The 17,196-nt window shown below is 46.4% G+C and carries 18 protein-coding genes; 2 read left to right on the top strand and 16 right to left on the bottom strand.

All coding sequences use genetic code 11. The features are described from left to right. Window positions 1-5: 5 nt before the first annotated feature. Together LOZ80_RS01400 and LOZ80_RS01395 are read right to left on the bottom strand one after the other, a co-directional pair. The gene (locus tag LOZ80_RS01400; protein WP_238169754.1) at window positions 6-581 is read right to left on the bottom strand and encodes a class I SAM-dependent methyltransferase; all 576 of its coding nucleotides are present in this window, start codon (window positions 579-581) and stop codon (window positions 6-8) included. A 25-nt stretch (window positions 582-606) separates the two neighbouring features. Continuing rightward, window positions 607-2,031 (bottom strand): glycosyltransferase family 4 protein, encoded by a 1,425-nt coding sequence (locus LOZ80_RS01395; protein WP_238169753.1) that lies wholly within the window; start codon window positions 2,029-2,031, stop codon window positions 607-609. Window positions 2,032-2,192: 161 nt separating this feature from the next. On the opposite strand from LOZ80_RS01395, the gene LOZ80_RS01390 reads away from it, so the two are divergent. Together LOZ80_RS01390 and LOZ80_RS01385 are read left to right on the top strand one after the other, a co-directional pair. Next, entirely contained in the window at window positions 2,193-3,257 is a 1,065-nt protein-coding gene (locus tag LOZ80_RS01390; RefSeq protein ID WP_238169752.1) for a glycosyltransferase family 4 protein, read from the top strand. Window positions 3,258-3,428: 171 nt separating this feature from the next. Then, window positions 3,429-3,854 (top strand): hypothetical protein, encoded by a 426-nt coding sequence (locus LOZ80_RS01385; RefSeq protein ID WP_238169751.1) that lies wholly within the window; start codon window positions 3,429-3,431, stop codon window positions 3,852-3,854. 74 nt (window positions 3,855-3,928) lie between these two features. On the opposite strand, the gene LOZ80_RS01380 is transcribed toward LOZ80_RS01385, so the two are convergent. From LOZ80_RS01380 to LOZ80_RS01315, 14 genes are all read right to left on the bottom strand, one after another. Continuing rightward, a complete protein-coding gene (locus LOZ80_RS01380; protein ID WP_238169750.1) occupies window positions 3,929-4,651 on the bottom strand; it encodes a glycosyltransferase in 723 nt (240 codons plus the stop codon). A gap of 3 nt (window positions 4,652-4,654) precedes the next feature. Then, the gene (locus tag LOZ80_RS01375; protein ID WP_238172875.1) at window positions 4,655-5,386 is read right to left on the bottom strand and encodes a glycosyltransferase family 2 protein; all 732 of its coding nucleotides are present in this window, start codon (window positions 5,384-5,386) and stop codon (window positions 4,655-4,657) included. A 10-nt stretch (window positions 5,387-5,396) separates the two neighbouring features. Further along, window positions 5,397-6,131 carry a glycosyltransferase gene (locus LOZ80_RS01370; RefSeq protein WP_238169749.1) on the bottom strand — a complete coding sequence of 245 codons (735 nt, stop codon included), beginning with the start codon at window positions 6,129-6,131 and terminating at the stop codon, window positions 5,397-5,399. Continuing rightward, a complete protein-coding gene (locus LOZ80_RS01365) occupies window positions 6,124-7,023 on the bottom strand; it encodes an NAD-dependent epimerase/dehydratase family protein (protein ID WP_238169748.1) in 900 nt (299 codons plus the stop codon). Before LOZ80_RS01365 ends, LOZ80_RS01370 begins: the two co-directional genes overlap by 8 nt. Continuing rightward, window positions 7,020-7,856 carry a dTDP-4-dehydrorhamnose reductase family protein gene (locus tag LOZ80_RS01360; protein WP_238169747.1) on the bottom strand — a complete coding sequence of 279 codons (837 nt, stop codon included), beginning with the start codon at window positions 7,854-7,856 and terminating at the stop codon, window positions 7,020-7,022. The genes LOZ80_RS01365 and LOZ80_RS01360 overlap by 4 nt, the downstream gene beginning before the upstream one ends. Next, window positions 7,853-8,839 carry an SDR family NAD(P)-dependent oxidoreductase gene (locus LOZ80_RS01355; protein WP_238169746.1) on the bottom strand — a complete coding sequence of 329 codons (987 nt, stop codon included), beginning with the start codon at window positions 8,837-8,839 and terminating at the stop codon, window positions 7,853-7,855. Before LOZ80_RS01355 ends, LOZ80_RS01360 begins: the two co-directional genes overlap by 4 nt. Further along, window positions 8,829-9,920, bottom strand: a complete 1,092-nt coding sequence (gene wecB / locus LOZ80_RS01350; protein ID WP_238169745.1) for a non-hydrolyzing UDP-N-acetylglucosamine 2-epimerase — start codon at window positions 9,918-9,920, stop codon at window positions 8,829-8,831. The genes LOZ80_RS01355 and wecB overlap by 11 nt, the downstream gene beginning before the upstream one ends. Then, complete coding sequence (locus tag LOZ80_RS01345) at window positions 9,917-11,797, bottom strand: glycosyltransferase family 4 protein (RefSeq protein ID WP_238169744.1); 1,881 nt, start codon at window positions 11,795-11,797, stop codon at window positions 9,917-9,919. Before LOZ80_RS01345 ends, wecB begins: the two co-directional genes overlap by 4 nt. Window positions 11,798-11,861: 64 nt before the next feature. Next, window positions 11,862-12,161, bottom strand: a complete 300-nt coding sequence (locus LOZ80_RS01340) for a hypothetical protein (RefSeq protein WP_238169743.1) — start codon at window positions 12,159-12,161, stop codon at window positions 11,862-11,864. Between the two features lie 16 nt (window positions 12,162-12,177). Continuing rightward, complete coding sequence (locus LOZ80_RS01335) at window positions 12,178-13,317, bottom strand: CgeB family protein (protein WP_238169742.1); 1,140 nt, start codon at window positions 13,315-13,317, stop codon at window positions 12,178-12,180. A 15-nt stretch (window positions 13,318-13,332) separates the two neighbouring features. Next, window positions 13,333-14,427, bottom strand: coding sequence for a CgeB family protein (locus LOZ80_RS01330; RefSeq protein ID WP_238169741.1), 1,095 nt, complete (start codon window positions 14,425-14,427; stop codon window positions 13,333-13,335). Between the two features lies 1 nt (window position 14,428). Next, window positions 14,429-15,301: a dTDP-4-dehydrorhamnose reductase gene (rfbD, locus tag LOZ80_RS01325; RefSeq protein ID WP_238169740.1), complete on the bottom strand. Its 873-nt coding sequence runs from the start codon at window positions 15,299-15,301 to the stop codon at window positions 14,429-14,431. Beyond that, complete coding sequence (gene rfbB / locus LOZ80_RS01320; protein ID WP_238169739.1) at window positions 15,298-16,302, bottom strand: dTDP-glucose 4,6-dehydratase; 1,005 nt, start codon at window positions 16,300-16,302, stop codon at window positions 15,298-15,300. Before rfbB ends, rfbD begins: the two co-directional genes overlap by 4 nt. Beyond that, entirely contained in the window at window positions 16,303-17,022 is a 720-nt protein-coding gene (locus tag LOZ80_RS01315) for a sugar phosphate nucleotidyltransferase (protein WP_238169738.1), read from the bottom strand. It lies immediately after the preceding gene. Window positions 17,023-17,196: the final 174 nt, after the last annotated feature.

The following is a 17,196-nucleotide window of genomic DNA, read 5'->3' as shown; positions in this document are numbered from 1 at the left end:
TAATCTTAGACATTCTTCCAAGCCAACAGGGCATCCACGGGAGGGTGGTTTTCCCCAAAAGAGGCACGAAACGAGCTGTTGCGCGAATCGTGGAAATCTTTTAATACAAGAACCTCATAGCCTAAATCAGCAAATTCCTCCGGCTCCCAACCGCTGCGATGCGCTTGATACATCTCGCCTTTTAGCTGAAAATGATCATAATCATCTTGCGGGAAGAAGCCCCGTGGTGTGAAAACAACAACTTTCTGCTGCGCAATCTGCTCGGCACGCTTCAACATATACAAGCCTTCATTTTTATTGAAATGTTCCAGAGTATCATTAAATAGAACGGTCGAAATAGATTTAGGCAAAAAGTAGAGGCTCATATCCCTTGCATCCATATGCAATGGAATGATTTTGGAGGAACGATTGACCCTATTCGTTAAATAGGGACGATGTACATCAATCCCGATAATGATCGGACATTCGAATTTGTCCAGGTTTAGGCAAAGGCCACAACCCACGTCAAGAAGACTAATGCCTTGATCAATGATTTCTTTCATCAAGGCATACAAGTCTTTATTCGTTGTTTCCTTTATCATCAACTTCTCACTCCATTCATTTACTTTAAGATTGAAGGGTAGCCAGCAGACTTCGATCCGGCAGGGTATAACCAGATGGGAGAGCATTATACAATCGATTCCACGTATAGTAGTCAACATTCACGTCAGGATTGGAAGTTTGCTGTTCAAATAACCGATTATACAAATCTCCCCTAACCGCAAAGGGCTCTCTATCCGCCACCTCAGACATATTGTAAGAAGCTGCAAGTTTGGGTGGATAGCCCCTCTGGGCACGTTCATACACTTGAAGCATTTTACCTACCATCGCATCCATGGACCACTGTTTCAGAGCCCATTTCTGAGAGCTGGCTCCTAAATTCATACGATACGTATTATTGCCCAGTAAAGTGATGATTTGATGCGCCAGAGCATCACTATTCCCGCTTGGAAATGTGATACCCACATGGCCATTATCGACCATTTCCGGAAGGCCGGCAGCATCCGAGACGATGACCGGCAAGCCGGCTATTTCGGCCTCCATGACAGAGAAAGGCTGATTCTCCTGTAGACTGGCGAGCACAAATATATCAGACTGCCTAAGCAGAGAAGGCACGTCGCTTCTCCGTCCAAGAAAATGCACAAGCTGACTCAGCCCTAAGTCCGCCGTTAGCTGGCGTAGAATCGCCATCTGCAGTCCATCCCCTACAATCCAGCAGACCCAGTCCTCTTGCTGCACTTTCACCTTGGCTAGCGCGTGGAGCAGCACGTGGATTCCTTTGATATGCTCAAGCCGGCATGTACAAATGATGACCTTCTTCCCAGGCGGGCGTTCAATGGGCGTGCCGTCGGCCATCTTCTGCCTAAACCCGGAGATATCCATGCCATATGGAAAAACCGTAATCTTCTCAGGCGGCGCAGAAAATTCTTTGACCAGCAGATTCTTTAACCATTTGGATGAAGTCATCGTATAATCACTAGCCAACACACCCAACAATTCCAAAGATGAATAGTACTTCCAAATGACTGAATTTAAGACCGCTTCTCTAGGCATATGGGTGGACAGGTCCAACAGCACTTCTCTTGCCGCACAGCCATGAATGCTTGTAACAAGCGGCGTCATATTCGGTTTAACTCGTCTCAGTGACCGTGCTGCCAAAATATCCTGAGCATGAATCAAGTCATATTTATGCAAGCCTAAATAAGCTGCCGACAGTTCGAAACAATAACGGTCCAACTCGGAGTGAAGAACATAGTCATTCAAGTGTAGAAGCGGTACAACAGCAGGACTTAATTTGGCTCGCAACATGCTCATGAATTTATCCTTGAAAACAGCCCGATAGTTATGAATGATATGGTAGCGATCAATACCATTGCCCATGACATCAACTTCGTGCCCCATGGATTCTAACTTTTGTTTAAGCTGCTCCGTGTAAGCCGACACACCGCCAACAAAAGGCAGCTGCCAGTACGTTGCGAGCAATATTTTCATTCGTTTCCCTCATTTCAATATTTACGTTAGTATATTCGCCAATGTGAAATTAGCTTGTGTGTATGACACGTCATGAAAAATATAATGATGTCCAAACCTCGAGAAGCTTTTTTTCATACCCTATTACATATACACCAAACTGTAAAAGTGAGGTAAAGAAGATGAACATCTTATTCGCATTCTATATACCTAGCGGCGGTGTGGAAACGTTGAATCGTCTGCGTTCTATTGCCCTGCAAAAACACGGTCATCAATGCCATAGTTTATACTTAAATGGTGGTTCCGGATTGCAAAACAGTCATGACACACCCGTTTTTGTTACGAATAATGATATCGAAATTAAGCAAATCTTGGACCGGGGCAAGTATGACGTCATTGTAGTAACCTCTGCTTATCGCTTCTTGGCGAAGTTTCGAGCTATGGGCTTTCACGGAAAGCTTATCTATGAAGTTCAAGGGCTTGGCTCCTTCACACAAGCACGAATTACGCTAAACGAAGCCAGTCATAATATACGAACTTACTCGAACGGATTACTTAACCCAAATACGCCGCATATTAGGCAACTCTTCACAGAAATCTTCCCACAAATGCCTCAATTCAACTTCAATAACTGCATGGATATGGAAAATTTCTCCTATCGTTACGTGCAAACTCCTGCATCCCCTATAGCCGCTTGGGTAGGAAGGATTGAAGATAATAAAAACTGGAGTGAGTTTCTATTCATCTGTGCGGAACTCACTCGTTTCCATGTTTCAGACCTGCAAGTGTGGATGTTCGAAGATCCCCTACTGTCAGAACCTGGGGAAAGAGCCAAATTTGAAATGATAAAACAACAGTTGAATCTCAAGGATCGTATTGTGAATCTGACAAACATCCCCCATGACCAAATGCCAGAATACTTCTCCATAATCGCTAATTCGGGTGGCTTTTTATGCTCAACCTCCAAGGTAGAAGGCGCTCCTTACTCAGTTTTGGAAGCGATGGCTTGTCACTGTCCGGTCTTATCCACGGACTCTGATGGCGTGAGAAGCTCTATTCTCCACAATCAAACAGGGAAGTATTATACGGCTGGCGATATTCAGGAAGCCGTTCGCGAAGCCTTTGAATTGATGAACAACAACTCTCTAAGAACCTCTCTTGTCTTACAAGCAGAGCACCATGTACGCACTCATTTTTCTCCGGAGAGCTATTCCTCCAGCTTTTTAACGATGGTTCACGCACTGTAATCGGAACCGATACTTTCATCTAGCGGTCTACTTCTCATTGAGGAGGAAGGACCGCTTTTTTCATATATTCGTATAAACGATTATCTATTTTTTTTACTATCTTCCATTTGTCCAAGCACTGATGGCAATTCTTTCATATCCTATCGTATATCAAATAGAGGAGGTAATAGAATGACAACATTTCTTGATGCAAGAACGTCTCAGAATGCAAGCTTCAACAACTCCATTGCGATCCCTATTCTAGCCATCAATACACCCGTATTAGTCGGTCAAGTGGGGCTCGAAACAGGTCTGGCAACAAGTTTGATGCGTGTTCAATTTAATGGCATAACAACCATTCAGCTCCCGCTTCTCCCCGTGGCTACAACGATTACTATTTCGATCGTTCGAGGAACTCTTCCAACGGATCCAACGGTGTTTGGTGTTTCGGAATCTCTCAATCTAGCCCTTCTTGGTCCACAAAGCATTGTTTTTTCGGGCTCTGACTACAATGTGCCGCTCACATCGTTTTTAATTTATACCATGTTTGTAAGCTGCTCTGTCCTTGGAACGATTCGGGTTGGTCCAGAAAGTTTTAATGCTACTGCCTATTTCTAAGCCTGCTGAGGCAAAGTCAAGAAGAGGCTGTCTCCAAGGGTAGAAAACCCAGGGAGCAGCCTCTTTTGATTCAGTCATTGACCTGATTTTAATCGCGCCAGCCAGCCCTCTAATAACGGGTTAAACTTGGCTCTTATATACTGAACTTCCTCTGCCATCCGACTTTGATGGCGAATTGTGCCATTTGCTCCATGCCAGCGGAACAGGGTAAGCGAATCATGCAGATAATAGAAATCAAAATTATTTAATACAACCCGCATCCACATTTCGTAATCCTGCGTATACAATAACCCTTCATTGAAGTATCCCATATGCAAGAACATTTCTTTCCTGGCCATTACGGTACAGCCATGTACGGGAACACTCGTGAAGAAAGCTTCATAGAAATCCCAAACCGAAGAAAAGCAAGGCCCTGCGAAGCTGGCAGTTGTCATACTATTCTCATCGATCAAATCGTAATTAGTGAAACTAACCCAAGCATCACGAGCCAGCATAAAGGATAGCTGCCTGGCAATTTTATCAGGATGAAATAAATCGTCTGAGCTGAGCCACGCGACGTACTCCCCGGTAGCACTGCCAATGCCGTGATTAAGTGCACTGGCTGTTCCACCGTTTGCTTTGCCCAGATAACAAATACGGTCTCGATATGGAGCTATTTTATCGAGATGAAGGGTTGAACCATCATCCACAACGACAATTTCGATATTCGCATAGGTTTGATTCAACACACTTTGAATCGCTTGATCAACGAAGGGACAATTATAGAAAGGAATGACGACACTGACTTTCGGAAGCATCCTTTATTCCACCTCCATATGAGCAATGATGGCCTCAAGCTGCAGCTTGTATTTGGATTGAATGAAGGCAATTTCCCTTTCAATTTCCGGCCAGTGCTTTTTGGTCCCCATTTGCTCATGCCAACGATACTTGGTTAATGATTCGTCCACGAAATGAATGGGGATTCCGTTTAAGATAAATCGTATCCATAAATCATAATCGTGTGTAAATGGCAGTGATTCATCAAAGTAACCGATATGCGTGAACATTCCCTTCTGAATCATAACCGTACAGCCGTTAATGGGATCATGCTTGAGCCAACATGTAATGAATTCACGATAGTTCCTAAACCGCATTCCTGCCGAGAAATTCAAAAATCGTCGTTGGTCATCGATTTCATCAAAGGAAGTATAACTGATCATGGCTTGATTTTTTTGCATAAATGCAAGCTGATTCCGCACTTTATCCGGATAAAATAAGTCATCGGAGCTAAGCCAAACCACATACTGACCTGTGGCCTGGCGAATACCGTGATTGAGTGCACTTGCCGTTCCCCCGTTGGCTTTGCCCAGATAAGAAACACGGTCAAGAAATGGGGTGATCTTATCAGCATGCATGGTTGATCCGTCATCAACTACAATAATTTCGATATACGGGTAAGATTGCTCAAGTGCGCTGTTAATTGCCTGATCAATGTAGGGACAATTGTAAAAGGGAATGATGATCGATACTTTAGGTCCTTCAAGCTCCTCCATTTTCAAGATTTTACCCCCCTATTTCATAAACATATTGCAGCAGTCTATGACTGTATTTGGCTTGAATTTGTCCGATTTCCCCAAGGACCTGCGGCCAATGTTTCTTGGTTCCCATTTCTCCATGCCATCGATACATCGTTAACGGCATTGCCAGATAATGAATCGGAACTCTGCCCAGAAGCATCCTGATCCATAAATCATAATCATGTGTGTAGGGCATTCCTTCATCAAACAAACCGATAAAGGATAACAACTCTTTTTTCATCATCACAGTACAGCCATTGATCGGACAGCAGCCCGTGAAAGAGCGTACAAAATCCGGATAAGTGGTATATTGGGGACCCACCTGCCTTCCCGTGATATTGTTATACGCATCGATTTCATCAAACGCTGTAAAGCTGATAGCAGAGTGCTGACTTAACATATATTGTAATTGTCTTTCAATCTTGTCGGGATAGAACATATCATCTGAACTAAGCCAGGCAATATAATCTCCCGTTGCCACCCGGATCCCATAATTCAACGCGCTGGCTGTGCCGCCATTCGCTTTTCCCAGATAATGAACTCTTGTCAAGAAGGGGCGAATCTTATCCTGGTGCAGCGTTGAGCCGTCATCCACCACAATAACCTCAATTCGTGGATAGGTTTGGCTTAACGCACTTACAATGGACTGATCTATATAGGCATCATTATAAAAGGGAATTACAATCGATACCTTAGGATATAGGCTCACATCTTCATTCATTTGCGGCTTCCTCCCGGCGGAAATAAGTCAAAGCATCCTTTAAAGAATCCTCAAAAGGGATAGACGGTTTCCACTTCATGTTGTACATCTGTGTTACATCTATAGGTCGGGGAGGCGTGTAATCGCTTAGCTGAGCTGCCATAACAGGCAGTTCTGTTGCCGTAAGCAGGCGCAGGATATCCACAATTTCTCCAATGGATCTGTTCCTCCCTGAAGCGACGGGATAGGTTCTGCCCGAAATCCCTTTCTCCAATAGGTGATCGTATGCACGCACAGCATCTCGCACATCCAAAAAATCGCGTTCTTCCACAAGGGAAGATAGCTTGAAAGGGGCTTTATTCTTCCCCTTCTCCAGCTGCGCCACATGATATGACAAAAGTCCGCAAATCCCATTCGATGGGCCAGGACCCACTAAATTGGAAGGTCTTGCAATCATAACCTGTTGTTCAAAAAGATGCGCCCAATCGAGCGCACCCCAGGTTTGAAATGTCTTGCTCATACTGTATGGATGGGGCGGCGTCCTGTTTTCTAAAGGAGCATAGGTAAGCATGGAGCCAACGACTACGATACGGCACTGAGGCACGCAGCGCAGCGCATCCAGCAAATAGAAGGTCGACATCAGATTGGTCATCATATATGCCATTGGTTCGCGCCATGACTCCGCGACTGCATTCCTGCCCGCCAGGTGCAGAACATAGTTTGGCTTCAACTGCTGGACAATTTCAGTAATCTGTTCATGCTTCGTTAAATCACATGTCCATGACTGAACCCTGTTGTGCGTGACTACCCGCGTTCTCGAAAGAGCTGCAACCTGAAATCCCTTTTCAACAAAATACTGGCAGGCATGTTGCCCTGTGAATCCGCTAGCACCCGTAATAAGAATAGTCGTCAAATGGAACACATCCGGCTCTTCAATTCATGGAGCATAACCTTATAGCTTGGGACGGAATAATGGAAATCTGTACGGCTTTGCTTGAGCGTGCGATTCAACTTGACAACATCATCCTGGCGAATCGTAACATCTTCCTTCTGAAAAACAAACTGAAACAGCTTAAGCAGCTCGTACTTGCTGATCGGCTCCGGCGCAGTAAGGTGGAGGAGCCCCTCAACGGGCTCCTGCTCAATGACATAACGGATGCAGTGGGCAAGTTCCAGCGTTGTCACACCGTTCCAAAACGCCTGTGTATAGCCGTTAATCTCTCCTTGCTGCTGGAGAAACCATTGCATTAAGCCAATCCCTTGCTTTCTAATTTCTGGACCGATAATGGATGTCCGGATTGTCAAATGCGGGGAAGTGATCACTTCTCCGAGAGCCTTCGATTTGGCATAAACGGAAGACCCATCGGGTTCGTCCTGTTCCGTATGATCGCCTTTTTCCCCAGAGAAGACACAATCCGAGCTGATGTGAATCAGCTTTCCGCCTATTTTATCCATGGCTTTGCCGATACGATGCGGCACCAAGCCATTTACCCAATAAGCCTTCTGCGGATTTTCTTGTGCAAAATGATTGAGAATCCCCATGCAATTAATCGCAACAGGGGGAGAGACGGCTTCTATGACTTTATCCAGCAGAATGGGATCTTCCGCATCCAAATAAAGGCCTTCCGGATTGCCTTTATCCCTTGTCGTAAAGATGACATGATAGTCACTGCATTCACGGAAATACTCGACAAGCATACTTCCTAACATCCCCTGTCCACCAAGGATAAGCAGCTTCCGTTTCATATTAAAAACCCCCCTCGAACGAGAAGCGACTTAATTTCTTCTTTACTCATCAAAGGTCCCTCCGAACTGAAGCTTTCAAAAGGTACCTTTGGATAATCTGCATAGTAATCACGTAAGCCGGGGATATCAATCGTCGGTAAGATGGCCAAATATTGTTTATCATACGCGACCGTATAATGGCTTTCGAATTCCGACAACAAAATTTCGTGAATTTTCTCACCTGGACGTACACCGAGTTCAATGACATCGACGTTTGTTTTGCCCATTTCTTCCATCAAGACTTCAGCTAGATCCATAATCTTGCAAGTCGGCATGGTCATAACGAAAATTTCACCGCCTCTACCCTCCTTCGCTCCACGAAGTAATAGGAAGATCGCTTCCTCTTTGGTCAAGAAAAAGCGGGTCATTTCTTTATCCGTAATGCCGATTTGATTTTTCTCGCGGATTTGCTTCATGAACAGATGGATGACACTGCCGTTTGTGCCAAGTACATTCCCGCCACGCACACACAGGAACTTCGTATAATCACTGAGTAGATTCGCTTGTACAATCAACTTCTCGCCAATCGCTTTGGTCAATCCATAAAAGTTGGATGGGTTCGCTGCTTTATCCGTCGAAATATTAATCACTCGTTTAACTTTGTTCTCGATCGCCGCTTCAATCACATTTTGAGTGCCGACAACGTTTGTTTTCAAAGCTTCATAAGGCTGATCCTCACAAACAGGCACATGCTTCAGCGCCGCTAAGTGGAATAAGTAATCCACTTTCTCACAAGCTTTGGTTAGAGCATCCTTATCTCTGACATCACCGATGCAGAACGATAATCGGGGATCCTCAAACGTCCGTTTCATGGCAACTTGTGTGGATTCATTTCGGGAGAATACAATAATCTTCTTAGGATCTTCCCTAAGTAGCTGTTCAATGAGCTCGTAACCCCAGGATCCGGTTCCGCCGGTCACCAAGATTGTCGCGTTAGTAAACATGCTTTTTACCTCCTAATAAATATTGAATGACTTTCTGCGATACATTCGTATCCAGATAACCATCCGGGCATTGCCAGTTTGCCGGGAAGCTCACCATGACCTTAACTGCGTTCAAAATTTGCTCGGCCTGGAGACCCGATACGACATTGCTGCCGCAATCAACCGTTTCTGGACGTTCCGTTGTTGTTCGAATCGTAACCGTGGGCACATGGAAAATGCAGCATTCTTCCTGTACCGTTCCGCTGTCTGTCAAGGCGCAAAATGCGTGCTGTTCCAAATGAACAAAGTCAAAAAAACCAAATGGCTCATGAAATTGAACAAGTGGATGCATGACCGTGCCCTCCTGTTCAAGCCTTGCTTTCGTCCGTGGATGAATGCTGCAGATCACCTTGTGACCGTAAGCTTCCGCCACCAGGTTGAACCCTTGAAGAATTTGGGCAAGCCGCTCCGGATGGTCAACATTCTCAGCACGATGCGTTGTCACTAAGAAATACCGTTCATCGGTTAAGCCAAGCCGCTCTATAATCGTGCTCCCCTTAATTTGAGTTTCATAATGTTTCATAACCTCATAGATGGGATTGCCGGTTACGATGATGCGATGACTCGGCACGCCTTCCCTGAGCAAATTATCTCGGCTGTATCTCGTATAGGGCATATTAATACTGGAAATAGCATCGATCACTTTGCGATTCTTCTCTTCCGGCACAGCCAGATCGAAGCAGCGATTGCCCGCTTCCATATGAATCACCGGGATGCCCATGCGCTCAGCCAGAATGCTGCTGAGTGCGCTGTTCGTATCCCCAAGCACGAGCACTTTATCCGGTCGCTCGTGCATCAATATGCGCTCAAGTTCGGCGAACAGCACCGAAAGCTGTCCACCCAGCGTATTCGACTGGTTATGAAGTCGATAATCCGGCTGCCGCAGCCCCAGTTCTTCGAAGAACACATCGCTGAGCGTAGGCGTGAAATTCTGACCTGTATGAATCAAAATGTGGGAGTCAGCCAACTCATCCAACTTCTGAATGATTAGACTCAACCGAATAATTTCAGGTCGGGTTCCGAGTACCGTTGCGATTTTCATTTTCTTCCTCCTACCTTCGCAAAGCTTTTGTGACGCACCTTCTGTCTGGCAGAACCTTTGGCCCCACGTCGGCTTTTCGCTCTGCGCGCACGCACTCCTCGTTTGGTCACTTTCATTTTCCGGGAAGCCGCTTTTCGCCTGCGCGCTTTAAATCCACCCTTGGCAAATCGCTTTCCGCTTCTTCTAAGCTTTGTCCCTTTTTTCAATCTTTTGCGCAAACTGCGTTTCACTCTGATCTTAGACTTTCTTCTCGTTGACGCCTTGCTGGATCCCCAAACGATAGGATGACCGAGCGCATAAGTCGCAAGCTCCTTCTCGGGCAGCTGAACAACCTGATCAAGGTTATAGCCATAATGATGCATCGCTGCTTCCGAGCTGAATGGATAGCGGATACCGTGCTGCATGAGATATACCGTCGGCCCCAGTCCCTTGGCTATATAGATCGCCGGAGCATGCTTCAAGAATGGTTCTTCCGCACGAATCGACAGCCCTGTCGGGTGAGAGGTTAACTGCCGATCACTTACAATACCGACCCGATTCCAATCCAATTTGTAAAATTGGAAATCGTAGCCGGTTGAAACCGGACGTTTATGACCTTGTTCAATGAGGAATACGGTATGCGAAGCCTCCCCTTTCAAGAGGAACTGATTCGGAAATTGAGGTGGGCTTAGACGAGCAGCTCTGCTTTCCTGCAAGTGTGGACGGATGCGAGCCAGGAAGTGCTCCAGCTTGCTGCGATAGGCATCGATGCCGAATACTTGCCCGATAGCCTGACTGTTCGTCTTGCCCACCTGCTGGCGTGCGATTTGATCAGAGACCAAATACTGTACTTTGCTTGTAAGATCACGAACATCGCCTTTATTCGCCAGAAAGAGTTCATTGCCCGTCGAAGCCAGAATTTCGCTTAATCCGCCAGAACGATAAGCCACGACCGCTTTGCCGAAAATGAGTCCTTCCAAAGCTGTAAGTCCGAACCCTTCGTTCAGCAGACTCGGGATAACAACGACATCCATCGCTGGGTAGACCGATTGAATATTAGGTTCGAAGGGAAGAATCGAGAATTGAGATGAGTAACCGGAAAGTAAAATCATCTGAATACAGGATTCCATATAAACAGCGTCTGCTGGTTTGCCTGTAATCATAAAATGAGCCATTCGATTCGTTTCGCATATGTTGATGCCCATCTGAATGAAGTGATCCAGCCCTTTATTCGCATAGATATCGGAGGAAATGTAACCGACCACAGGACGTTCATCATAAATGCCAATCTCCGCACGCTTGTTTTGCCTTTTGACCGGCCACTCCCTAGCATCATACTGATCTGTGTGCCAGGAAGGGGGAATCACGAATTTCTTCCGTTCCCGAATACGATGCAACGGCTGCAGCGTCGTTTCGGATATGCCAATAATCCAGTCTGCGTAGGCATCCATCAGTTCAGCACTGATCGATGCAAAGATGGTCGATTGGATCGTTTCGGCAATAATCCATGTGACCGGAATTCCTAATTTTCGGGCTGCAGCTGCCGGTAAAAGGTTGACACACGTGTTGGTGATAACCAGATCCGGTTCATGGATGAAGAGCAGATCCAGTAATCCGGCCATATCGCCATGACCCAACAACTCTTGATGCAATCGTGGCAAAGCATCCGTTGGGTGATACATGTCATAAAGCAGCGGGAACGATTGAACGATCGTAGTAATGCCATGACGTCTCGCCTCTACGGCTAGCAGCCCTTCCTTTGGAACGACTAACGTGCACGCATAATGACGTCCAAGTTCAAGCGTCATGAAGAGCAGCAATTTTTCTGCTCCTGTAATATGCTCCGGATTGCAAATATGGGAAAACAAAAGCACTTTAGGCTGCTGTGGAGTCGACATGTGCAACATACCCGATTCATGAACCGAGTATGGAATTCACCTCCTTCATACATACGTGAGCCATCTATACCGCCGGATTCTCCTGCTCTAAGGCATAGCCTTGAGCGAAACCGATATTAAAACCTTCGTTATAAGCTTCATCGAAAGCCTTGTTGTAGGTCGTTGTGCCAGCAAAGCCCCGTTTAGATTGCCGAATCGCTCTGCGTTTGGAGCGGATTCGTGATGATTTCGGGAAACGAACCACCTTGGACTTCCTCTTGCCTACCAGCTTCTTCTTCAAACGAAGTTTGCTGGGAGCAGCGACTTTCTTTTTACGAACACCGCTTTTAAGTGCGAGCTTACGCACCTTTGTCTTTTTGATCATCGTCATGCACCTCCTATTATCCGAAAACAATTCTAAGCAGCGTTGATAGCCTATTCGCATAGGTATGGTCCCGCATCGTCCGGTATAAACCTCGCATCGCAATTTGTTTGCGTTCTTCTTCATGCGTCAGGTAATAGTCCATTTTCTCCACTAATTCCTCAGGGGAAGAATACGTCACAATATCATAATCCGGTGTATAAAAGTTCACTAAATCTGCGCGGAAATCCGTGATCTGCAGCACACCGCAGCCCGAAATCTCAAAAGTTCGCGGATTGGGTGAAGCCCCCAAAATGCGCCGGCTATTGTTGTTATACGCCTGATCATCGTAAGCACGGTGCATATTAATGACGATTTTGGCGCCATTGTAGGCCGTCGCTGTATGCTCAGGTGGCATCCAGGTATTGAGCTGAATTTGCGGGGCCAGCAGCTCATAGTGCTTCAACCGCTCCCACCAAATGCCGGAGATGAAGATTCGTTTGTTAGCTAAATAAGGCGTTAATTTATCGAACATGGCAACTCGGTTCCAATACGCGGAGCCAATGAAACAGATGTCACGCTGATGTCCGTTCGGTACTGCCTTAGGTCGGAACATATCTGGTTGAAACGCTAAGGGCAAATAATGCACATGCGCACAGCCCATCTCCTGATACAAGGCGACACAGTTCACTTCCAGCGTAAACATGAAGTCATAGTGCGGAGCCATTGAGATGGTAAAATCGGTATAGTAAGGGTCATCCGTCAGCCAGATCGCGGTACGAACTCCCATTCCGCGAATCCGGTCTACGACATCCAGCGAGAGATTCATCCCATCGAGTATTAACATCAGATCCGGCTTGTGGACAGCCGCAAGCGTTTCGAGATCGGATTCCGGGCTACCGATACGAATCGGATCGTTCGGGCAATTGCCGATGATCATTTCACGGACCAATGGCCGCAAGCTGCCGATAATCGCATGATCCAGGGGCTCATAAGGATAGCCCTTCCCAGATGTGACATACAGCACGCGTATATCCCATACAGGGGCGGTATCCCGATCCCGCATAGCCTTCTGAATAATAGCTTCAGACTGCCCCAACCGAACGCCATTGGCATAGCCCGCCTCGTACCCATCTATAAATCCCTGTCTCACGGCATCGTTCTTATTGACTAAAGACATCTATCCCTCTCCTTTCTAGGCAAAGACAAGGTCCATTAATTTCACCAGTCGATTAGCGAAACTATGCTCGGCAATCGTTCTCCGCAATCCCTTCACCGCAATCCGTTGACGTTCATCTTCATGCGTCAAGTAGTATTGCATTTTCTGAACAAGTTCCTCCGCATTCATGAACGTTTCAATGTCCTGCCCAGGTGTATAGTAATATTGCAAATCGTGACGATAGTCGGTAATTTGCAATGTCCCGCAGCCCGCAATTTCGTACGTACGAGGGTTAATCGAATGACCTGGCAGATTGCGGCTATTCTTGTTATAGGTCTCGTCATAAGTCAGGCGATGAACATTGATCACAATTTTAGCGCCGCTATAATATTTCACAGACTCTTCAATAGGAATCCATTGCAGCTTAATGCCTTTCTTTAACAGCTCAAATTGACTTAATTGTTCCCATAGTGCCCCGGCAATCAGCACCGTTTTATTCTTCAGGAATGGAGTCAGCTTGTTGAAGAGGTCAATGCGGTTCGGAAACCCATTCCCGATGAAGCAGATATCACTGCGATATGCAGGATCGACTTGAAGCGGCTTGAACACACGTGTATTCACCGCAAGCGGCAAGTAGTGGACCTGCGCGCAGCCCAACTCCCGATAGAAGGCAATACAGCTCATTTCATGTGTAAACACATAATCATAATGCGGCGCCAGAAAAGCAGTTTGATCGGTAAAATAAGGATCGTCGGCAAACCAGATAGCCGTTCGGATGCCCATTTCCCTAATCTGATCGACATGAGCGGTATGTTCAGCTGGGAAAACATGAAGTCCATTCATGACAAGCACCAAATTCGGACGAAGCTCATCTGCGAGCCTAAGCATGTCAGGCGCTGTTGCCGTAAACACTTCGCGAACCGTATCTTGCAAGCCTTGGGTTATACCTTGATCAATCGCATCAAATCCCTGAACAATGAACAGCACTCTGGCTTCTCGAAGCGATATCGGAGCAGGCATCGTGGTCTCCATAACAGACTGGCATCTGCCCAACCGGCGTCCATGCTCAAGCCCTGTGCGGAATCCTCGCCTTCTTCCCTTCAACAGTGGAACAGCAACTCTTTTGCTCATCTCACACCTTCTTATCCATAACAGCTTGAACATCATGATCCACTTGCAGAAAAAATCGCAGGGCTGATTGCCAATCCCGAATAGGAGTAAAACCATTATCCGCTATCGCCCTGTGTTCAAAAGCTGAATACATGGGTCGTACAGCCGGCATCGGAAACAAGTCAGATTGGACAGGTTGCAAAGCCACATGCTCCATACGTGCCACCTTCAAAATCTGTTCAGCGAATTCATAGCGGGAGCAAACCCCTTGATTGGAGGCATGATAGATGCCATATCGATCGGATCCCACCAGTTCTCTGATAAAGATCGCTAAATCCAAACAATAGGTAGGTGAGCCAAACTGATCATTAACGATGGATAACGGTCCGCCTGATCTTGCTTTTTCCAACACTTTGGTCACAAAATTAGCCCCTTTAGTACCGTACAACCAGGACGTTCTCACAATAAAATGCTTCGAGGAGGTCATTCTCACGAACTTCTCTCCAAGCAGCTTGGAATGACCGTACACATTGCCGGGATTCGTACTATCTTGCTCCTCGTAAGGTGTTCCTTTGGTCCCATCGAAAACATAGTCCGTGCTGACATAAACAAGTTTGGCTCCGATTTGCTCGCAAGCCTTTGCTATATGCAGCGACCCCATTGCATTCACTTCATAGGCAAGCTCCGTCTCCACCTCAGCTTGATCAACATTCGTATATGCCGCAGCATGAATCACTACATCAGGGCGTTCTTGGAGCAAAATACCCATCACCTGCTGCTCATTGCTCACATCCAGTTGATCTCTGCGCCAAGCGGTCACCTGATGAACAGGTTTGAACACGCGGATCAGATCGTAGCCCAATTGTCCACCCGCACCAGTAATTAGTATGTTCATGAACGATCAGCTTCTGTGTCATCACGATAGGAGCCATTGGCAATACGTTCACACCAAATTTGTTCTTGCACATACCAATCGATCGTTTTTTGGATGCCGGTTTCGAACGTGCAGGAAGGCGCCCACCCCAGTTCACGCGCAATTTTGGAACTGTCAATGGCATAACGGCGATCATGCCCCAGTCGATCCGGTACAAAATGTATAAGATCATCAGACTTGTTAATTGCTTTCAGAATGCTTTTGACCACATCTACATTCGTACGCTCCTGATGACCGCCAATATTATAGACTTGCCCAGGCACACCATCTTGAATGACGCGATCGATGGCCGAGCAGTGATCGTCCACATACAGCCAATCGCGTACATGTAAGCCGTCACCATAAATCGGGATCGGTTCATCACGAAGCGCTCGTGTGATAATAAGCGGGATTAATTTTTCCGGGAATTGCCGTGGACCGTAGTTATTCGAACAGCGAGTGATGACCGCCGGGAATCCGTACGTCTCGTAATAAGCCCGAACGATTAAATCCGACCCGGCTTTACTCGCGGAATAAGGAGAATTGGGGGCGATCGGCGTCATTTCCGTAAAGGCTCCATCGATCCCTAAAGTGCCATAGACTTCGTCCGTTGAGACATGGACAAACTTCTTCACTTGATGTCTTTTGGCTGCTTCCAGCAAGCTTTGTGTGCCTAGCACATTGGTCATGACAAAATCGCGCGGACTATGAATGCTCCGATCCACATGAGATTCGGCCGCGAAATGAACGACCACATCAACACCCTGCTGCAGCAACTGGCTCATCTGAGCTTCATTGCCAATATCCCCTCGTACGAACTGGTACCCAGCTTGCCCAACTAAAGACGCGACATTGTCCTTGTTTCCCGCATACGTAAGCAAATCTACATTTATCACATGATCTTGCGGATGATGCTTCTTCCAATAGTGAATGAAGTTACTTCCAATAAACCCCATTCCTCCAGTCACAAGAATAACTCCCATCTAGCTGTCCTCCTTTCGCAGAAGAAGAGTGGCCTGGAAGAGAGAATCGTGGGTGCCAGCATCAATCCACCAGCCTGAGAAAAACTGATGTGATAGCTTGCCGGCGGCTGCGTAGACATTGTTCACATCAGTAATTTCCAATTCTCCGCGATTGGAAGGGGCTTGCGTCTTCATGATATCGAACACAGAAGAATCGAATAAATAAATTCCTGTCACGGCATATCGGGAAGTTGGATGCTCCGGTTTCTCATCAATTCGTTGGATGATGCCGTCTTTCATACAAGCAACGCCATATCTTCGCGGATCCGCCACCTCTTTTAGAATGACCATAGCTCCCTCAACCTGATTGTTAAAGGCATCTATCATCGGAACCAAGGAATCTTCAAACAGATTATCACCAAGCAGAACGACGAACTTCTCTCCAGGCAGGATGAAAGCATCCGCTAACGCCAACGCCTCGGCAATGCCTCCGGCTTTTTCTTGGAGCTTATAAGTAAGTCGAACGCCGAACTTGTCGCCACCGCCCAAATACTCTAAATACAAGCCAGCAGATTGCTTTCCCGTAATCAGTAAAACATCCTGTATCCCAGCTTTGCTAAATTTCTCAATGGCATATTGAATCATGGGCAAATCACCGACTGGAAGCAAATGTTTATTGATGATGTTCGTCAGAGGACGTAAACGGCTTCCGGTTCCTCCCGCCAGTACAACACCCTTCACAAGACATACCCCTTTCCAAGCGTTATAATGGTGCGATTGTCACATCCACTTCTTTAATCATATGCTTTCGTGATAAATGGAAATTGGACGAATATCCCCGAATCGAAAATTGGACATTCAACCATGAACCAGACCCCGCTCCTGGCAAGCCAAAAAAAACGGCCAGCTCGCAGG

Origin of the sequence: Paenibacillus sp. HWE-109 (assembly GCF_022163125.1) — a bacterium.
Classification (GTDB): domain Bacteria; phylum Bacillota; class Bacilli; order Paenibacillales; family NBRC-103111; genus Paenibacillus_E.
The sequence above is the reverse complement of the archived record's forward strand: the minus strand, read 5'-3'. Positions and strand labels throughout refer to the sequence as shown.

What these genes read in the sequence shown, in the direction of transcription:
- LOZ80_RS01400 (WP_238169754.1), bottom strand. Translation starts at nt 581, where the DNA reads ATGATAAAGGAAACAACGAATAAAGACTTGTATGCCTTGATGAAAGAA.
- LOZ80_RS01395 (WP_238169753.1), bottom strand. Translation starts at nt 2,031, where the DNA reads ATGAAAATATTGCTCGCAACGTACTGGCAGCTGCCTTTTGTTGGCGGT.
- LOZ80_RS01390 (WP_238169752.1), top strand. Translation starts at nt 2,193, where the DNA reads ATGAACATCTTATTCGCATTCTATATACCTAGCGGCGGTGTGGAAACG.
- LOZ80_RS01385 (WP_238169751.1), top strand. Translation starts at nt 3,429, where the DNA reads ATGACAACATTTCTTGATGCAAGAACGTCTCAGAATGCAAGCTTCAAC.
- LOZ80_RS01380 (WP_238169750.1), bottom strand. Translation starts at nt 4,651, where the DNA reads ATGCTTCCGAAAGTCAGTGTCGTCATTCCTTTCTATAATTGTCCCTTC.
- LOZ80_RS01375 (WP_238172875.1), bottom strand. Translation starts at nt 5,386, where the DNA reads ATGGAGGAGCTTGAAGGACCTAAAGTATCGATCATCATTCCCTTTTAC.
- LOZ80_RS01370 (WP_238169749.1), bottom strand. Translation starts at nt 6,131, where the DNA reads ATGAATGAAGATGTGAGCCTATATCCTAAGGTATCGATTGTAATTCCC.
- LOZ80_RS01360 (WP_238169747.1), bottom strand. Translation starts at nt 7,856, where the DNA reads ATGAAACGGAAGCTGCTTATCCTTGGTGGACAGGGGATGTTAGGAAGT.
- LOZ80_RS01355 (WP_238169746.1), bottom strand. Translation starts at nt 8,839, where the DNA reads ATGTTTACTAACGCGACAATCTTGGTGACCGGCGGAACCGGATCCTGG.
- wecB (WP_238169745.1), bottom strand. Translation starts at nt 9,920, where the DNA reads ATGAAAATCGCAACGGTACTCGGAACCCGACCTGAAATTATTCGGTTG.
- LOZ80_RS01345 (WP_238169744.1), bottom strand. Translation starts at nt 11,797, where the DNA reads ATGTCGACTCCACAGCAGCCTAAAGTGCTTTTGTTTTCCCATATTTGC.
- LOZ80_RS01340 (WP_238169743.1), bottom strand. Translation starts at nt 12,161, where the DNA reads ATGATCAAAAAGACAAAGGTGCGTAAGCTCGCACTTAAAAGCGGTGTT.
- LOZ80_RS01335 (WP_238169742.1), bottom strand. Translation starts at nt 13,317, where the DNA reads ATGTCTTTAGTCAATAAGAACGATGCCGTGAGACAGGGATTTATAGAT.
- LOZ80_RS01330 (WP_238169741.1), bottom strand. Translation starts at nt 14,427, where the DNA reads ATGAGCAAAAGAGTTGCTGTTCCACTGTTGAAGGGAAGAAGGCGAGGA.
- rfbD (WP_238169740.1), bottom strand. Translation starts at nt 15,301, where the DNA reads ATGAACATACTAATTACTGGTGCGGGTGGACAATTGGGCTACGATCTG.
- rfbB (WP_238169739.1), bottom strand. Translation starts at nt 16,302, where the DNA reads ATGGGAGTTATTCTTGTGACTGGAGGAATGGGGTTTATTGGAAGTAAC.